Source organism: Yersinia canariae (assembly GCF_009831415.1).
In the GTDB taxonomy this organism is placed as follows: domain Bacteria; phylum Pseudomonadota; class Gammaproteobacteria; order Enterobacterales; family Enterobacteriaceae; genus Yersinia; species Yersinia canariae.
Genome location: NZ_CP043727.1, coordinates 3,847,688 through 3,863,572, shown reverse-complemented (window position 1 = coordinate 3,863,572; position 15,885 = coordinate 3,847,688). Strand labels below are relative to the sequence as shown.

Here is a 15,885-nt window from a genome sequence, read left to right as displayed (position 1 = left end):
AGTGAGGCAAGCGCTAACTGTCATTCACTGTCAGTATTAACTTTTCACCTGGCTGATGTAGAAACGGTGTGAGTTTATCACTCATCATAATCAATTCTCCCTCTTTCTCTACCCTGACACTGATATTAAGAGGTTGTGAAGATAATGATAACTCATTCGACAGCTGCAAGCGAAAAGGAATTGTAAGGCTTCTTTGGGGCGTCACAATCCTATATTCCTGAAGGAGGAGTTCTTTGCCACCAGAGGCTTTATGCTGGGTGATTGACAGCGTAATTGTCGCATTTTCAGGTAGTTCCCGATGACTGCTTTGAATACTTCCTTGAAGATAATCGCCATTATGATTTCCATTTATATCTGCAAGATGAGTACAACCGGATAAAAATAAGGCTAAAAATAAAATAAAACAGTGCGAGTAAAATTTTTTCCGAGTATTAAAATAAGATTTCATCTGATTATCCCGTGGTAAAAATATAAAGATAAGAACAACTTGCGGCAATGGCTAATGTGCAGCTTGTAATGGCTATATCGATGATATTTTTTTTGCGCACAATTTTATTTTTTAAGGGAGCTACTGATGCCGATTCGACAGGAAGTGTTTTTTTGGTGCCCGTATATGAAATACCAATCCTGGGCAAAGTCGCAATCAGGCTTTCATCAAGTCTGGCTTTCTTAAATGAACTACGCAATTGTCTGACAAGTTTATAGTAACTGCTCTCAGTGACAATGACGCCACGCTTTTCCCAAATTTCATACATAACTTCCCTTTTGCTACATGTCTTTGCTAGCAGCATTTTTAATAAACAGGTTTCGCTTTCTGATAACAGTACAATCGCTTCCTGCTGGGTCAGAGTTCGCTTCCACGAATTAAAAATGACGCCTTGGCATAAAATAATATTTGGTGGAGTTAATTCATTATTGTTCATCATATTCCCGCTTTTTGTATCGACTAATTAGATTCAAGGTGTGCTTTATACATCCTCGACAGGTAGTTCTCAACGGTGATGGGGGGAATATAGGTATATTAGAGAATACTCTCCACTCGTTTGGAGAGTGCTCTCTGCGGGATTGAGGATTGCTCCCCTTTTTTGGATATCAAGAGGCGGGGGTGGTTGTTAATAGTGATGCATTCTTATGGGAAAAATCAGGGCCAGCGCTGACTATCTTCATGATTTTACTGGCATAGCTATCTCTGTAATGGGCGGTTTCTGAATGATAAGCCCCGACAGCGCGCCAACTGTAGCCATATTTTTTAAACTTCAGGCTCAGTAAATAGGCTCCGGCTTCAATATTGGTGCAGGGGTGCATCAGTTTTTGTTCATAGTCTATAATTCCTTTTGATTTCAGTGAATTAAAATGAATAGAGTTAATCTGCATTAAGCCATAATCGGAGCTACCATTCTTATTAAAATTGCGTGCATTTGGCTTACCGCCAGATTCATGGAGGATAATAGCTTCGAGAATGATTTCTGGTATATCCCAGCGTTTAGCAGCATCTGATAAGCAAGATGCCTGAGCTATAACAGGGCTTAAAAAAAGCATAATTGATAAATAGTAAATAACAGTTTTCATAGCAGTATAAATTTAAATCTCATCTGACTCGTCATCATCGTCATTAGGTATTTGCCCCATTTTAGCGAGAGACTCTTGATTAAGTTGGTTAGCGAAAATGCCGGTCGCAATATACATTGAATAAGCCGGATAAAACTTTTCTTTCAGTAAAGTTTTATCTTCCGGTAACTCAGAGGCTTTGATTGCTGTGACCAGCCCAGTAATAAATTTTTCGCGTTCTTTTGACGGCAAACTACTTAGTTTGTTGTTGAGAAGCACGAAAAGCGTTTTCTTGTCTTGTGCATTACGCAGGCTTTCAATAAATTCTGTGATATCAGATTGCCCCATTGTTGGTAATGGCGACTCACCAGTAGGTGTATTTTTCCCCATTTTATTGTTTTGCCATGCCTGTGCGACTTGCTGTTGAATATTGTGACCGTGAGGCGCGGGTTTAGCATCCGTGGTCGTTGTTATCGTTTTCAATGTGGAGTGAAATATTGACATTGTCATATGGCTCTTTTGATTGACTGAATTGTTGTGAAAATTTTCGGTACAAAGTCTTTTTGGTCAGCAAAATAGTGCAGCGCGCGGGTAGAGATAAAACAGAAGGTAATATACGTTGCGCCGCACTTTCTGGGGAAAAGTGAAGAATTTCATTATTCACCTCCAGCGCAATACACTCTTCCGAGCCACTCACTATGGTGATGTGCTGCATTCCCGCCAAAGCAGGTTTTAGCTTATTTAATAATGAAGGCGGAAGATGTATTTGAGTCTGCGGATATTCAGGATGCAGTCGGATAAAGTGGTCACTGACAATTTCATACATCCGAGAGTCACTGAATATCTCCGCTAGCAGAATCTGCAATTGTTCTTCACTGCTGGCCAACGCTTTTTGATATTGGCGCTGACTTGATTCCAGCCCATGCAGCAGGTCAGTTAATAGTTTTTGTAGCCCATCTTGGTACCCTTGCTGATAAGCAATATGACGTATTTCCTGTGCTTCTTGCTGAGCCAACTGACAGTGCTCTGCGGCTTTTTTTTGGGCCTGGGTTATTAACACTTTTTGATAGCGGCTCGCTTTCATGGCCTGATGTTTAATTAAGACCTTTTCCTGCGCAGTTTGCCGGATATCCGGCTCAGATTGTTGTGACATAACGGCAAGCTCCTTCTATCACATTCCACGGGAGGGCATTTTTCACCGGCGCTTCCATTAATTGTCGAGTTATGGAACTGAACATATAACTCGCGCGGGCGGTATACACACGGCCAAAGGGTGCCAGACCTGCCAGTAGTTGCGCCGCACCCGTCGCCAGAAGTATTTGCGGCGATGATGGGGCCTCCTGCGGTTGGCGAAAATTATCGTTTGTGCGCTGATGAAGCTGTGCATATTGAGATGTTTCCACCCACCACGGGAGCGGTGCCGGGTGCAACAGTACCCCCAGCGCCCAGGCAACCTTGGGCAATTCGGCCCAATACTCAGCAATAAAACTGGGTAATGGCAGCGTATTGCTATCCGGTGTAGGCAACTGATATTGCCTCAGCAAGCGCTGATTATGGGCTTGCTGTAGTGCCTGAGGTAGGGCGGGATAATCAATACCGCTGTGCTCAACATGAAAGTAGCTACCCGGAGCCAGCAAAATCTCATACTCGCAAATGAAGCTTAGCTTGCCGGGATTGGCAATCATGATTTTTGCTCCATGCGGTCAGATGGCACCTCTTTGGCCCTGTTTTGTGGCTTGCGACGCCAGAGTAATAACAGTGCGCCAGCGCCCGTCGTCAGGGCCGCGGCAATGGCAATCAATAGTACGGGTGAGACAGGGAACTCCGGCTCATTCCTGAGCTGGCGCTGCAATGGCGGGCGTTCGACGATGACGACAGAAACATTGTCAAAGCTGGCTTCTGCAAAACTGTTGGTGAGAAATAACTTAATTTTGCTCATCATCATGTTAGGCGCTTCATTCCCGGCATAGGTCACAAGACTTGAGACTTGCTGCGGCTGTTTAACTCGGTTGTTGCTATTTAAAGGATAACTGACATGTACTCTGGCGTTCACTACGCCGGGAATAGTCAGCAACGATTGCTCCAGACGTTGTTCAATTAAAGAAAGCAGGCGTGAACGTTCGGCCTGCGGTGATGCCACTAATGAATCTCCTGGGAACGCCTGAATAATTTCCACCGACTCTTTGGAGGGCAAGTTATACAAGCGTAATAAGTCCACTGCGGTAACAAAATCACTGCGTGCAACCCTAATGGAATTACCCAACTTGCCATTTTCCCGGCGTGTTCCTTCCACGCCATTTTCCTGTAGGACTGCCAATACTTCATTACTCTGGCGCTGGCTAAGCTCAGTGAGCAGAGTCTGGTTATCACAACCAGACAGCAGCCAAATAGCACTTATCAGCAGAAATTTCGTCAGCTTATTCATGGTTTACTGGGCTTTTAATACAGAGTCGATAGCAGAGACGCCCTTATGGGTGAGCGTGCTAATCATATTGATACTGAGACTATAGTTACCCATACGATTCTGTAGTCGCAATAATTCATCCGGGTTAGTGGCATCACCATTATTGACCTGATTAATAATCGCGGCTTTTTCCTGACTGGCATTAACACTGTAATTTGCAAACAGGTTTTTGACCCGGTCTTCTACAGAGCCGCTTGGTGGCATTGCCGGCAAAGTATTTTCTGCTACGGGCAACATCGTGGGGGAGATATTAATAAACATTGACATAAGACATCCTTGATAATTACGTAATATTGCAATGATATAATATTACGTAATAATAAAATCACATATTACGAATAATAGCTTGAGAGGTGTCTTTAAGAGACTTCATAATATTACTTTGTGCCTGGCGTGCCCCATTGTAGTGGCCATTAAGGGCGGAAATTTTTGCCAGCACAATAGGATTGTCCAGTTCACTCTTTGGATCAGAAAGCATATTTTTTAGTTCGTCTGCCAGCGTTTTAACTCGCGTATTAAGTAGTGCGCCGGTACGGTATTGCATTCCCCATTTTCCAATTGATGTAGCATCCAACCCTTCAAGCTTAGAGGTTTCCCAATTACCGGCGGCGTTAAGTCCAGGTATAGCCATATAATATATCCTTGTTATTTATAGTGAGTGTTTAAAATGCCACTGGGTTAAAGTACCAGTGATTATTATCCAGCAGAACATAGCCGTTCGGATTATTAACGAGCGACTTTCCGGCCAAATGATTGGTTGCCAGTGAGATGGAGAATTGAATATAACTTATTCCATATCGCTGGGTAAAATGTTCAGAAAAATCAATTAATGAGATAGCCTGTTCATCATTAAGATTCGCGTTAATAATAAAAATAGAGATGCCATTTTTATTATTAACGCGCCAGGGCACATTACTTTTGGTCAGACCTTGCTCCGCCTGGTGTAAAAGGTCGGTTGATGTGTAGCTTTCTATTTGGCTCTCTACCGGGCAACCGAGAAAACGCGTCAGTGTCTGCTTCACGAGATTATCATCTGGCGCGGGATAGTTACCTTTTAACCAGCGAGTGACGGGCTGGCAAGGGAGTGATAAATCTACTTTCAATAGCCCAGGTAATTGTTTGCCAAGCTGACTTTCTATTTCTTTTTCCAATGTGGTGATTTTTTTTACCGCCACAGGTTCTTGGTAATGCTCCCGCAGCAAACGTTGTGTGCTCCAGTCTAAATCACGTTGTGTTGTTACTAATACCAGGCTCTGACCATTTTCACCGGTAGTGACCGCCAATGGGGAACTGCTGCCCTGAAGTAGAGTTTCCAGTGTTTTCACTTTCCGTGCTTGGTTATTGTGGTCAAGCACTTGCCAACTGATTAAAGTGGCTATCGCCGCGAGTGTTATTCCGGCGATATAAATTGGATTAAATTTACGGCGCACTGATAGAGGAGCACTGACATGATTCTTTGCTGTTTCCAGCTTTGTTATTTGTGCAGGAACAGGCAAACTTTCCGTTCCCTTCCACGGAGTGTTTAACATTTTAATCACCACAGGAAAGTGTTCGGCAAGCATTACCTCCTGAAATACAATTGGCTGCCTAATAGTCGGGCAATCACCACTTAGCGTGAGATACCATTGGTCAATGCTCTCTGTTTCAGGTGCTGAAGCCGTGTCATTATCACAAACAATCGCCAGTTCGTAATTACCCTGTTCACCAGGTAAGTAATAGGTGGTGAAGCCGTCGTCATCTGTTTCAGTTTTATACGTTTGTTCCGCAGCAATAATTATCCGATGGCTACCTGCTTTGAGTATTAATTCATTGCCACTTAGCGGCCCGCTGGCAATCTTCATTATCAAGACGCGGTTCTCTGTGTCTTTCACAATATTTTCTCGTTGAACCAAATTGGCGACAAGTAAAGCCGAGTACGAATTTTTTGTCAGCGGAATTGGTCCGACTATTTCTTACCAAGAGGGTTTTCTGTGGGAGTAATGGTTATTCCTAGTGATTCCATTTAATAAATTGACGTCATCGTTCATTGTGTTGCAACTCAAATAACGAGCTGGAGACGAAGAACGATGGCAGCAATAAATAATGATATTAATCCGATAATGCAATCGGGCCATTGTTTATCTCTGGAGGATAACCTGGTGTTGGCTATCCCTACGGGAAAAACCATGCCGCTGATGTTTCGTTCGGTTTACTCTGATAAAAACGTGTTCATTAATGAACCTTCGCTCTTTATTTGCAATGGTCCTGGCAAGATTGAGGGAGATAAAACCCACTGGTTTTTACACAGTATCACACTCGCCAGACTGACAGAGATCCTGGCCACGATTGATTCAGCAATGGGTAAATCATTATTGGGTCATGGAGAAAAAAAATCGGTAACGGCGCAACCGTGGGTAGAAGTTATTTCCATTAACACATCCGATTGTATAAGAAAAATGTCAGTCAATAATATTGTTATTGATCTAATACTGCGTAACCAAGTGGAGTTTAACACTTGGTGCGAGCTGTTAAGGAAATATGAAGCCTACGGAATGATGTGTTTTATTCTATCTTCCTCGGAACAAAAAGATAACGTCAGTATTAATTATTTAAGTCAGCGATATGGTGTGTCTTCAGCTTATTTTAGGCAGCTATATAGAGAGAATTTTAAGGCTACGGCCAAGAAAAAAATGATGAATGTTCGTATGGCATCCGCCGTATTACAACTTATAGAGAGTGAGGGGTCAATCCTTGAAGTGGGTCTTGATGCCGGGTATTGCTCAGCTTCACATTTTACAAATGATCTCAAAAAAGAATTGGGGTTAACCCCTTCAGAAATAAGACGTCTGGAGTCTATTTTATATGAAAGTTAAATGTAGAGGAGTGATCTGTTTTTCACTCTTTTTGCTTGCGAGCAATATTAGTTATCTCAACGCAGAGGTAATGACGGCGCAGCCCGTAGAGCAGGAAAAAGTTAATGATTCCTTTGTCGCTAATAACGTCATGGTCGGTAAGTTATTTGATGCGGTGGCTGAAAGGTTAGAGAAGCCGATAATTCTTAGCAAATTGGCGGCACAAAAGCGGGTCACTGGGAACTTTAATCTGGCGAATGCGGATGAAATGTTTAAGGCATTGGCCCGACGTATGGCGCTGGTGTGGTATGACGATGGTGCCGGGATTTATGTCTATGATAACAGCGAAATGCGCAGTGTGATTGTTCACACTCAGGCTGCTGGTAGTGGCCAAGTGCTTAACTATATTCAGAAAACTGGGATTTATGATAAACGTTTCCCAGTCCGCACCCAAGGTGATAACCGTTTACTGTTTGTCTCTGGGCCACCGCTTTATGTGGAGCTGATTAGTGCCGCTGCCTCGTATCTTGATGAGCGCATTAAGCAGGAAGATCTGGCCAGCGGCGGTGAGGTGGCGGTGATCCCGTTAAAACACTCATCGGTTACTGATCGCACCTACAACCAGCGTGGGCAGAGCATCACCATTCCTGGGATGTTAACGGCGCTAAATGCGTTGTTCCAAGGCAATAATGGTACGGCGGAAAGCGCTCTGACGATACAACCGAAAGAGGGCGAACCCCATATCGAGGCAGGTTTTCCGATCCCGCCATCCGTTAGTGGAGATAACAGTGCGGTGAAGCTGGCTGCCTCAGCGAAAACGAGCAGCCCGTTTTCGCTGGTCGCGTATCCCGACAGCAATAGTCTGGTCGTAAAGGGTAGTGCGGAACAGATTCGCTATGTTCGTCAGTTAGTACACACTTTGGATAACAGCCGCAGCCAAGTGGAGTTATCACTTTGGATTATCGATGTGACACAAAGCAAAGTGGACGATCTGGGCGTGCGTTGGGAGGCGGGGAATATCGGTGTGGCTGGCGGTTCCGTCACTTTTAACCGCAGTACGCTGAGCGACAGCAAAACGTTTTTGGCACAAATTGACGCGATCAGTAAAACCGGCAATGCCCGCATTGTTTCTCGTCCGGTTATCCTAACGCAGGAGAATGTTCCGGCACTCTTTGATAACAACACCAGTTTTTATGCCCGAGTGGAAGGTGAACGGGTAGCGTCACTGCAACAGGTGACCTATGGCACCATGATCAGTGTCTTGCCGCGTCTCTCCGGCGGGGCTAGTGTTGAAATGGAAGTCAATATTGAAGATGGCGGATTGAACCGCGACAATTCGGGGAAGCTTGCCGATATCGCAGGATTACCTGAGGTTAACCGCACTAATATCAATACTGTGGCACGTATCGGCCGCGATAAAAGCCTGCTTATTGGCGGATATACCCGTGATCAGGTTGAAGAAGGTGAAAGCCGTATTCCGCTGTTAAGTGATATCCCGTTGCTGGGTAATTTGTTTAAGTACCGTTCACATAATCAGCAGAAAATGATCCGTATCTTTTTGATTCAGCCGCGTTTGCTGGACGAAAATGAAGCTTGGGACGGTCGTCAGTTCTCTGAAAATGAACGTCTGAACCGACGTGATAGCCAGTTGCGCGGCACCGTTGAATTCCTGCAAAAGTATACGAGCCAGCCATGGCAATAGGGCCTGTCGGAGGCAACTCACGTTTTCTCGTGGGCCAGCGTGATAAAAGCGCTTCTGCGGTAAAAGCCAATGATGATGCTGACGACGTGGCGAATGGACAGGGCGTTATTGATGACAACGGTGAATATGCTTCTATGTCCATGCTGGCGGCCAGTCATGTGCGTCGTCGAGGCCCGATGTCCGACCAAAAAGAGGAGTGGACACATTTTTCTGAGCGTATTTTGGATGCTCAGGCGGATGAAAAAATTCTGCGTATCGAAGGATCACTTAATCGGCAGTTAATGACGCCATCGCAGTTACGCGTTTTTTTGCTTCAGTATTTTACTGATACCAGCGATCTACTTATGGCTCTGGCTGCATTGATTCACCGGGGCCAGTTAAAGCGAAAGCAGCTTGCGCAAATGGAAGAATTGCGCGAGCAGCTAGAGGCAGAAGACTTCGACCGCAGTGCTCAAGCGGGTATTAATATTGCTCTAGTGGCAAAAGCATTTGCTCAAAAAATGCAGCAGTCGGCGGGTAATTTGAGAATGTTATATCGCGAGTTTCTCAGTTATGACGGCCCGGCAATTTATCTCTATGAGCAATGGGTGGACGAGTTGGCGGCTCAGGAACGTGAGAATATCATACGTTACTTGGCGCGAGCTTTAGCCTGTGACTTACAAGTCTTGCCCTTAGGGAATATTAATGTCAGCGAATTTGGTTCTCTGTTTAATCGGGTCAGTCGGCTAAGAGAGATGCAGTCACTGGACGATGTGTTTCGCCAACGCTTTTCGCATGCAGGTTTTGCTTTTATTGGTCAGAGCAGTGAAAAAAAGCTTAGTAAATTATTCACTTGTGGTATTCGGGGTCAAGAGAGTTTTAATGACGGCTTAATTTCCTTTTATTCACAACAACTCAGTGTACTAAGCACAGATATGCGAGCGCGTTTTTTACAGGTTCTGATTATAGCATTTTCCACATTACCAACAGGTATTTTCCTCTCATTGGAAGACCGTGAATATTTTATTGATGGGTTGAAAGAGAATATGAATCACCTTATGAATCTGGAGTTATCTATAACTAGGAAAATATTACATAACGGAGAAGAGAGTATTCCATGAATAAGTTTGCTAGACTATTATTAGATATTCGAAAGCGCCCTGAACTGATGGTGTTAATCATCATGGTAATGGTCATTGCCATGTTGATTATACCATTGCCGACAATTTTAGTAGATCTGTTGATTGGCCTGAATATTATGATTTCCGTGCTGATTTTTATGGGGTCTTTTTATATTACACGAGTGCTGGATTTTCGGTCATTCCCCTCAATTTTACTGATCAGTACTTTATTCCGACTAGCATTGTCTATCAGTACCAGTCGGCTTATTTTATTGGAAGCCGACGCTGGGGACATTATTGCTACTTTTGGTGAGTTTGTTATTCAGGATAATCTGGTTGTTGGGATGGTGGTATTTTCCATTGTCACAATCGTACAATTTATCGTGATTACTAAAGGTTCTGAACGTATAGCTGAAGTGGCAGCGCGTTTTTCACTCGATGCGATGCCAGGTAAACAGATGAGCATTGATGCTGATTTGCGGGCCGGTGTGATTGATGAGGCGACAGTAAAAGAAAAACGCAATGAGATGGAAAATGAGAGTCAGCTTTACGGCTCTTTTGATGGTGCCATGAAATTTATAAAGGGTGATGCAATCGCCGGGATCATCATTATTTTTGTTAACCTCATTGGTGGGATTTCTGTTGGAATGGTGCAATTGGGCATGGATATGCCCACGGCGTTAAATACTTTCACCCTACTGACCATTGGCGATGGACTGGTAGCGCAAATTCCGGCTCTGCTTATTTCCATTAGTGCTGGTTTTATTGTGACCCGCGTGGGGGGCAATGATAAAAACCTCGGCGAAAATATTGTCTCTGAGTTATTTGCTAAAGATTTCACTATTTTGGTTACCGCGATAATTGTCTGTAGCATCGGTTTTTTACCTGGGTTTCCGACATCAATTTTCTTGTTCTTAGCCGGTTTAATGGGGGCGTTGTTGTGGTATCGCCATCATCAGAAGCATAAAGAGAAGAAACGCCTTTCCGGTGAGGAGCAAGATAATACTGACTTCAGTTCAGAGGTAACAGAAGGCGAAACTCGTCGGCAAAGTCGGGTTTCAGAGGATGAATATGTGCCGGAAACGCTGCCAATAATTATTTCGGTGAGTCAGGAACATAAGGCACAGTTGGAGAATAATAATTTTCTATCACGTATCAAGAAAGATATTTTTGTGCGCTATGGCTATCGGATACCTGATATTGCCATTAATTATTCTCCGATAGTACCAAACGATAAAATTATTGTACTGATTAATGAAATTAGCGCCGGTGAATATAACATTTGCTTTGAGGGATTTCGTCTTCTTACTGTTAATGATGAACTGGATTATCTGGGGATAGAATTGACCCGTTTTAGTGATATTCATGGTGTTGTTAGCACCTGGGTTTCAGCTAAAGATATTAATGAAATTGAAACGCTGGGTTTGCCGGTTCGAGATGATATTAGTGAAATTATCGACTGTATAGGTACGTTATTATTACATCATATTAATGAATTTTTCGGCATTCAAGAAACGAAAAATCTGCTCGACGATCTGGAAAAGAAATATCCTGAATTATTGAAAGAGTGTTATCGCCACGCTACGGTACAAAAAATTACTGAAGTCTTTCAGCGGTTGTTGATGGAAAAAATCTCCATTCGTAATATGAAACTGATTTTGGAAACTCTGGTGCAGTGGGTGCCAAAAGAAAAAGACAGCATGATGTTGGTGGAATATGTCCGGGGAGCGATGGCCCGTTATATTTCCTCTCGTTTTTCCACCGATGGGCGTTTGAATGTCATGATGGTTAATAACCAATTTGAAGACATAATTCGCCAAGGGATTCGCCAAGCGTCTGGCGGCGGCTTTCTCAGCCTGACTCCGGAGAAAACCGATGAAATTATTCAGGCCTTCTCCCTGGCTATCGAAAACAGTTATCTCTCTATTCGCGATATGAATGTACTTGTGCCGGTGGATATACGTCGGTTTGTGAAAAAAATTCTTGAAAGTCGTTTTCCAGAACTGGAGGTCCTCTCATTTAATGAGATATCTGAGACTGTGAAAGTGAATGTAATTAAAACAGTGTAGAGAGGAAATACTATGAAATACCGTTTTGTTGATGCATTAAATACTTTTTTATCCACGGAAGGACGTCAGGACTTAATTAACCCGCAGCTTGATTGTCATTCAACTATTCAATTGGAGTTGAATGCTGCGCCGCCTATTAACGTTGACCTGTTAACCAACGATATTATCTTGTGGAGTAATATTTATGAATGCCAAATGGGGCATCTTGAAGCTCTCGGTCATTCATTATTAAGCGAGTTGCTGGAATATACCTCTCGTAATTTTCAGGTAGGACAGCCGTCATTGAATTTTGTCGATAGTACTTTGGTACTTTCCGCTGTTATACGTGCGGAGGCGATGAATGACCCGACGCTATTTGCTGACAGCCTGAGCGAGTTTTATGAGCGCAGTCATCGAATAACAACACTACTCACTGCCTGATTTATGAATCTCTTTGAAAACTGCGCGCACCCATCACGTATCCATGGTTGCTTGATTGAGGCCCCGCTTCGTGGGGTTTTTATTGGTGAAATCTGTCTGATTGAACGCGATTTACGTCAGCCTGAGACAATTGCCAAAGCTCAAGTGGTCGGTTTTAGGGAGGGCTTAACCATCTTGAGTTTGATTGGGCGAGCTTTGGGGTTAACGCGCGAAGTGGTGATCCGCCCTACTGGTCAGCCTTTTATCTTTGATATGGGGGAACATCTGGCGGGAAAAATTTACAACTCCGCCGGAGAAAAAGTGGGCGTGCTCAGCGATGAAACTGCATCGTCAGAGCCACCATTCACGACTCAGCGTCGGGTTGATAGCCTGCCGGTCAGTGTTAATTTGCGCAGCCCGGTTACCACTCCGTTGGTGACGGGGGTCAGAGCGATTGACGGCCTGCTTACCTGTGGACAAGGGCAGCGTATGGGGATTTTTGCCGCGGCGGGTAGCGGCAAAACTTCTCTGATGAGCATGATTATGAACCATGCTGTGGCGGATATTTGTGTTGTTGCGTTAATTGGTGAGCGGGGCCGTGAGGTGACGGAGTTCATCCACGAATTGCAAGCCTCGCCGCGTGCTGCGCAAACCATTCTGGTGTATGCCACTTCGGACAGTCCAGCGGTTGAGCGCTGTAATGCGGCTTTATTGGCAACGGCGATGGCGGAATATTTTCGTGATCAAGGCAAAGATGTACTGCTGTTTGTCGACTCGATGACGCGTTATGCCCGTGCTTTGCGAGATGTGGCATTGGCGGCGGGGGAGCTTCCGGCCCGACGCGGCTACCCGGCGTCGGTATTCGAACAGCTTCCACTGTTATTGGAACGACCCGGTGCATTGCAGCACGGGTCTATTACAGCTTTTTATACCGTGTTGCTGGAGAGTGAGGAGGAGCCTGATCCTATTGGCGATGAAATTCGCTCGATAATCGACGGCCATATCTTCCTTAGCGCACAACTCGCCGGGCGCGGTCACTATCCAGCGATTGATATCCTAAATAGCATCAGCCGTGTGTTTTCGAAGGTCACTACACCACAGCACCGTCAGGACGCGGCGAAAACGCGCGATATGCTCGGACGATTGGCGCAAATTCAGCTCTATCTTGATCTCGGAGAGTACCAGCGTGGTGAAAATACCGATAACGATCATGCGCTGGATAACAGAGACGTTATTGAGGCTTTTTTGCAGCAATCGATGGAAGAACCCGGTGAGTTCTCCGTCACGCTCAATAAGCTCAGTGAGCTGGCAGTCTGATGATAAAGAATCTGCTGAGCCTAACGGAACGGCGGCTGGAGCGAATCAAGCAACAGCAGCAAATGTTGCGCCGTTCTCTACAGGCACTGCAACAGCAGCAGCACGATATCCGCACGCGCATCCAAGTGTTGGAAACTCAAAGCAGCCTGTATGACCAGGCTGCGGAGTTAACCCGCGAAGCTTTTTTTGAACGCCAACGTCATAAGGCCGCTTTATTGGCTGAAATTGCCCGTCAGTTATATGACTTAGAAAATATCCTGGCGGAACAGATAACACTCGAGAAGAAGCAAAGGCAGATGCAGTGCCAATTACGGGAAACCAATAATCGGTACGAAAAATTCCGAACTTATCTGAAGCGGGAAAGTAACAGAAGGCGTTTAAATAGAGAGCTTCAGCAGCAACACGAAATTGAGGAATTATCCACATATGGTGGCGATAAAGCAGGCAGCCAATAGCGCTCTTCCTGATATCCGGAAAGATGAATCAACCGCTATTTCTCGGCCGGCAATGTTAGGTGCTGATAATGGGCAGGCCGTGACATTTGTCCAACAGGAAGCACAAAAAAAAGTGATGCAGTTGCTGGCTAAAGCAAAGCAGCGCAAAAAACAGGCGGAGGAACAGTTAGTATCTTCAGCATTTTCTCCGATGATACTGATAAACAGTATGCCGGTAAGCACACAGTTGGTGCTACCGAATATGGCGCAGTTGCCGGACTCAACGCCTGTACAAAAGCCGAGTGTTTGGGCGCAGGGATATGGGATTGTCGAGAAGCCACAAGCTCCGGAAAAAACGGAGGAGAAACTCGCTGTTGTTACAGAATCTGTCGGTGAAAAAAATCAGCCAGCTTTACTTGCGCACGCCGTGGTGGATTGCGTGAGTCATTCAGTCGCGCCAGAAGTAAAGCTCCAGCCGAATATGACCCAGAGAGATAACAGTGGGCAGCCGCTTTCCCACTCAACTTCTGAGCGCTTGAATAATTTGGAAATTCCGGTGGCGGCGGTCTTTTCTACTGCTGATGGGCATAAAGAGGGCCAGTCTTACCCAACGGCTTATGAAAGTATACCGGTGGTCTCGCCTGAGTCTCAGAGTGAATTACCGCAATTAGAAACAAAGGAAAATGCATTAGTTCCTGACCAAGCATTTGTGCCGGTTATGCCACAACTTGTCGCTCAGACCCCCACGGTCACTCAGCCTGACGTGGTAAAAGCCGCACCGGCGACATTTATATCTGCGCCGCCCGAGTCAGCGGCAACAGAGGCTAAGCTGACAGTCGAGCATCGCACCTTGAGTTACACCTTTACTCAGTGGAAAAACAGCCCGGTGGTCACGTTCGAATTGTCCCGTGCAGGTGAGCTTACTGCCATGACCAGTAGTGCGGAAGTTCAGCATGCTTTACAAGATAAACACCATTGGTTGGCATCGGAAAATTCACTGCAATTTCGTGATGAACAGCACGATGAACCGCGTCGTGGTCAGCAACATCCCGATCAAGAGGATGAAACATCATGATGCTCAATATCCGTCGGCTCAGTAAGCGCCAGATTCAGGTTAGGCATTGGCAGCAGTGTTATCAGCCAGACAGAAATGCCATCACACCGCAAGCTGGAGAACGTTACTTCCGATTGGAACTGAGCAGTGCGACAGAGAAATTTTCGGCACTGGTGCCCGTGGACAGTTGGTGTCGTTTCCGCTGGCCCCAACTGAACAGTTGCGCCTGGCAGGAGCTTGATAATCAAAGTCTTGTGAGGATTTTCACTCAAGAAAATGGCTGTCGGACTTTTTTCGCCGATACATTCCGCGTGGTAAGTCTTGACGTTATTGATGGCGAAGCAGCCAGTCAGCCATGGCTGACCGTGGAGGAGTCAACACTTGGAACAGTGCTAATCGCCTCTCCTTTCAGCTTGCTTGAGGCGGTACCCGCTAAGTCGTTGCTACGGAAAAGTGTTACTCAGCCGGTTGACTGGGTGCTGGGATACAGCCATATCAGCGCCCGGTTATTACAGTCATTGGCATTGCGCGATGTGCTCTGTATTCAGCAATTGCAATTGTACTTAACAGTAATGGGCCGCCCGGTGGCTCGCTTTCAAAAACAGCAAGAGGGTGTGTTCGTGGTAGAAGAGAATATTGATGATATGCAGGCAACACAAGATACGGAACCAACACTGGATGAAATGCTACCCGAGAATGTAGTGGGCCGTTTCGATGTGGCCAAATTGACAGTGAAATTGACCTTTGTGCTGGGTCACAGCGAAATTCCGTTTGAAGAGTTGATTCATATCCAGCCGGGGTCGGTATACACACTCGGCGCAGATAAAGACCGTGAAGTGAAAGTCTACGCCAATAAGCAACTGGTGGCTGAAGGGGAACTTATTTACATCGGCAATGGCGAAGAACTTGGTCTGGAGGTCACAAAGTTGGCGTGCCCGGTCAGCTTGGGGGCATAACACTATGCCAC

The 15,885-nt window shown here is 45.3% G+C and carries 19 protein-coding genes; 9 read left to right on the top strand and 10 right to left on the bottom strand.

Features of this window, described 5'->3' with window-relative positions:
• Positions 1-13: 13 nt before the first annotated feature.
• From F0T03_RS17830 to F0T03_RS17785, 10 genes are all read right to left on the bottom strand, one after another.
• Entirely contained in the window at positions 14-448 is a 435-nt protein-coding gene (locus tag F0T03_RS17830; protein ID WP_145556367.1) for a YbaY family lipoprotein, read from the bottom strand.
• A gap of 4 nt (positions 449-452) precedes the next feature.
• Positions 453-923, bottom strand: a complete 471-nt coding sequence (locus tag F0T03_RS17825) for a winged helix-turn-helix domain-containing protein (protein WP_145556378.1) — start codon at positions 921-923, stop codon at positions 453-455.
• 169 nt (positions 924-1,092) lie between these two features.
• Complete coding sequence (locus F0T03_RS17820) at positions 1,093-1,569, bottom strand: lytic transglycosylase domain-containing protein (protein ID WP_145556368.1); 477 nt, start codon at positions 1,567-1,569, stop codon at positions 1,093-1,095.
• Between the two features lie 12 nt (positions 1,570-1,581).
• On the bottom strand, positions 1,582-2,052 hold the full coding sequence (locus tag F0T03_RS17815) for a hypothetical protein (RefSeq protein ID WP_167515580.1): 471 nt from the start codon (positions 2,050-2,052) through the stop codon (positions 1,582-1,584).
• The gene (locus tag F0T03_RS17810; RefSeq protein WP_159679840.1) at positions 2,000-2,701 is read right to left on the bottom strand and encodes a hypothetical protein; all 702 of its coding nucleotides are present in this window, start codon (positions 2,699-2,701) and stop codon (positions 2,000-2,002) included. The genes F0T03_RS17815 and F0T03_RS17810 overlap by 53 nt, the downstream gene beginning before the upstream one ends.
• Positions 2,685-3,233: a hypothetical protein gene (locus tag F0T03_RS17805; protein ID WP_159679838.1), complete on the bottom strand. Its 549-nt coding sequence runs from the start codon at positions 3,231-3,233 to the stop codon at positions 2,685-2,687. Before F0T03_RS17805 ends, F0T03_RS17810 begins: the two co-directional genes overlap by 17 nt.
• A complete protein-coding gene (gene sctJ, locus F0T03_RS17800; RefSeq protein WP_159679836.1) occupies positions 3,230-3,973 on the bottom strand; it encodes a type III secretion system inner membrane ring lipoprotein SctJ in 744 nt (247 codons plus the stop codon). The genes F0T03_RS17805 and sctJ overlap by 4 nt, the downstream gene beginning before the upstream one ends.
• A gap of 3 nt (positions 3,974-3,976) precedes the next feature.
• On the bottom strand, positions 3,977-4,279 hold the full coding sequence (gene sctI / locus F0T03_RS17795) for a type III secretion system inner rod subunit SctI (RefSeq protein ID WP_246169913.1): 303 nt from the start codon (positions 4,277-4,279) through the stop codon (positions 3,977-3,979).
• A 58-nt stretch (positions 4,280-4,337) separates the two neighbouring features.
• A complete protein-coding gene (locus F0T03_RS17790; protein WP_159679834.1) occupies positions 4,338-4,643 on the bottom strand; it encodes an EscF/YscF/HrpA family type III secretion system needle major subunit in 306 nt (101 codons plus the stop codon).
• Positions 4,644-4,674: 31 nt separating this feature from the next.
• Positions 4,675-5,883, bottom strand: coding sequence for a PrgH/EprH family type III secretion apparatus protein (locus F0T03_RS17785; RefSeq protein WP_246169912.1), 1,209 nt, complete (start codon positions 5,881-5,883; stop codon positions 4,675-4,677).
• A gap of 195 nt (positions 5,884-6,078) precedes the next feature.
• Between F0T03_RS17785 and F0T03_RS17780 the strand changes: the two genes are divergently transcribed.
• The 9 genes from F0T03_RS17780 to F0T03_RS17740 are packed head-to-tail and all read left to right on the top strand — an operon-like array spanning position 6,079 to position 15,874.
• On the top strand, positions 6,079-6,864 hold the full coding sequence (locus tag F0T03_RS17780) for a helix-turn-helix domain-containing protein (RefSeq protein WP_159679832.1): 786 nt from the start codon (positions 6,079-6,081) through the stop codon (positions 6,862-6,864).
• A complete protein-coding gene (gene sctC, locus F0T03_RS17775; protein ID WP_159679830.1) occupies positions 6,854-8,545 on the top strand; it encodes a type III secretion system outer membrane ring subunit SctC in 1,692 nt (563 codons plus the stop codon). The genes F0T03_RS17780 and sctC overlap by 11 nt, the downstream gene beginning before the upstream one ends.
• The gene (gene sctW, locus F0T03_RS17770) at positions 8,536-9,645 is read left to right on the top strand and encodes a type III secretion system gatekeeper subunit SctW (RefSeq protein WP_159679829.1); all 1,110 of its coding nucleotides are present in this window, start codon (positions 8,536-8,538) and stop codon (positions 9,643-9,645) included. The genes sctC and sctW overlap by 10 nt, the downstream gene beginning before the upstream one ends.
• On the top strand, positions 9,642-11,714 hold the full coding sequence (locus F0T03_RS17765) for an EscV/YscV/HrcV family type III secretion system export apparatus protein (RefSeq protein ID WP_159679827.1): 2,073 nt from the start codon (positions 9,642-9,644) through the stop codon (positions 11,712-11,714). The genes sctW and F0T03_RS17765 overlap by 4 nt, the downstream gene beginning before the upstream one ends.
• Before the next feature lie 12 nt (positions 11,715-11,726).
• Positions 11,727-12,134, top strand: coding sequence for an InvB/SpaK family type III secretion system chaperone (locus F0T03_RS17760; RefSeq protein WP_159679825.1), 408 nt, complete (start codon positions 11,727-11,729; stop codon positions 12,132-12,134).
• Positions 12,135-12,137: 3 nt separating this feature from the next.
• Positions 12,138-13,430 (top strand): type III secretion system ATPase SctN, encoded by a 1,293-nt coding sequence (sctN, locus tag F0T03_RS17755; protein ID WP_159679823.1) that lies wholly within the window; start codon positions 12,138-12,140, stop codon positions 13,428-13,430.
• Complete coding sequence (locus F0T03_RS17750) at positions 13,430-13,885, top strand: hypothetical protein (RefSeq protein ID WP_145554758.1); 456 nt, start codon at positions 13,430-13,432, stop codon at positions 13,883-13,885. The genes sctN and F0T03_RS17750 overlap by 1 nt, the downstream gene beginning before the upstream one ends.
• Complete coding sequence (locus F0T03_RS17745) at positions 13,857-14,939, top strand: SpaN/EivJ family type III secretion system needle length determinant (RefSeq protein WP_159679821.1); 1,083 nt, start codon at positions 13,857-13,859, stop codon at positions 14,937-14,939. Before F0T03_RS17750 ends, F0T03_RS17745 begins: the two co-directional genes overlap by 29 nt.
• Positions 14,936-15,874: a FliM/FliN family flagellar motor switch protein gene (locus F0T03_RS17740; protein ID WP_159679819.1), complete on the top strand. Its 939-nt coding sequence runs from the start codon at positions 14,936-14,938 to the stop codon at positions 15,872-15,874. Before F0T03_RS17745 ends, F0T03_RS17740 begins: the two co-directional genes overlap by 4 nt.
• The last annotated feature ends 11 nt before the right edge of the window (positions 15,875-15,885 follow it).

What these genes read in the sequence shown, in the direction of transcription:
- F0T03_RS17830 (WP_145556367.1), bottom strand. Translation starts at nt 448, where the DNA reads ATGAAATCTTATTTTAATACTCGGAAAAAATTTTACTCGCACTGTTTT.
- F0T03_RS17825 (WP_145556378.1), bottom strand. Translation starts at nt 923, where the DNA reads ATGAACAATAATGAATTAACTCCACCAAATATTATTTTATGCCAAGGC.
- F0T03_RS17820 (WP_145556368.1), bottom strand. Translation starts at nt 1,569, where the DNA reads ATGAAAACTGTTATTTACTATTTATCAATTATGCTTTTTTTAAGCCCT.
- F0T03_RS17815 (WP_167515580.1), bottom strand. Translation starts at nt 2,052, where the DNA reads ATGTCAATATTTCACTCCACATTGAAAACGATAACAACGACCACGGAT.
- F0T03_RS17810 (WP_159679840.1), bottom strand. Translation starts at nt 2,701, where the DNA reads ATGTCACAACAATCTGAGCCGGATATCCGGCAAACTGCGCAGGAAAAG.
- F0T03_RS17805 (WP_159679838.1), bottom strand. Translation starts at nt 3,233, where the DNA reads ATGATTGCCAATCCCGGCAAGCTAAGCTTCATTTGCGAGTATGAGATT.
- sctJ (WP_159679836.1), bottom strand. Translation starts at nt 3,973, where the DNA reads ATGAATAAGCTGACGAAATTTCTGCTGATAAGTGCTATTTGGCTGCTG.
- sctI (WP_246169913.1), bottom strand. Translation starts at nt 4,279, where the DNA reads ATGTCAATGTTTATTAATATCTCCCCCACGATGTTGCCCGTAGCAGAA.
- F0T03_RS17790 (WP_159679834.1), bottom strand. Translation starts at nt 4,643, where the DNA reads ATGGCTATACCTGGACTTAACGCCGCCGGTAATTGGGAAACCTCTAAG.
- F0T03_RS17780 (WP_159679832.1), top strand. Translation starts at nt 6,079, where the DNA reads ATGGCAGCAATAAATAATGATATTAATCCGATAATGCAATCGGGCCAT.
- sctC (WP_159679830.1), top strand. Translation starts at nt 6,854, where the DNA reads ATGAAAGTTAAATGTAGAGGAGTGATCTGTTTTTCACTCTTTTTGCTT.
- sctW (WP_159679829.1), top strand. Translation starts at nt 8,536, where the DNA reads ATGGCAATAGGGCCTGTCGGAGGCAACTCACGTTTTCTCGTGGGCCAG.
- F0T03_RS17765 (WP_159679827.1), top strand. Translation starts at nt 9,642, where the DNA reads ATGAATAAGTTTGCTAGACTATTATTAGATATTCGAAAGCGCCCTGAA.
- F0T03_RS17760 (WP_159679825.1), top strand. Translation starts at nt 11,727, where the DNA reads ATGAAATACCGTTTTGTTGATGCATTAAATACTTTTTTATCCACGGAA.
- sctN (WP_159679823.1), top strand. Translation starts at nt 12,138, where the DNA reads ATGAATCTCTTTGAAAACTGCGCGCACCCATCACGTATCCATGGTTGC.
- F0T03_RS17750 (WP_145554758.1), top strand. Translation starts at nt 13,430, where the DNA reads ATGATAAAGAATCTGCTGAGCCTAACGGAACGGCGGCTGGAGCGAATC.
- F0T03_RS17745 (WP_159679821.1), top strand. Translation starts at nt 13,857, where the DNA reads ATGGTGGCGATAAAGCAGGCAGCCAATAGCGCTCTTCCTGATATCCGG.
- F0T03_RS17740 (WP_159679819.1), top strand. Translation starts at nt 14,936, where the DNA reads ATGATGCTCAATATCCGTCGGCTCAGTAAGCGCCAGATTCAGGTTAGG.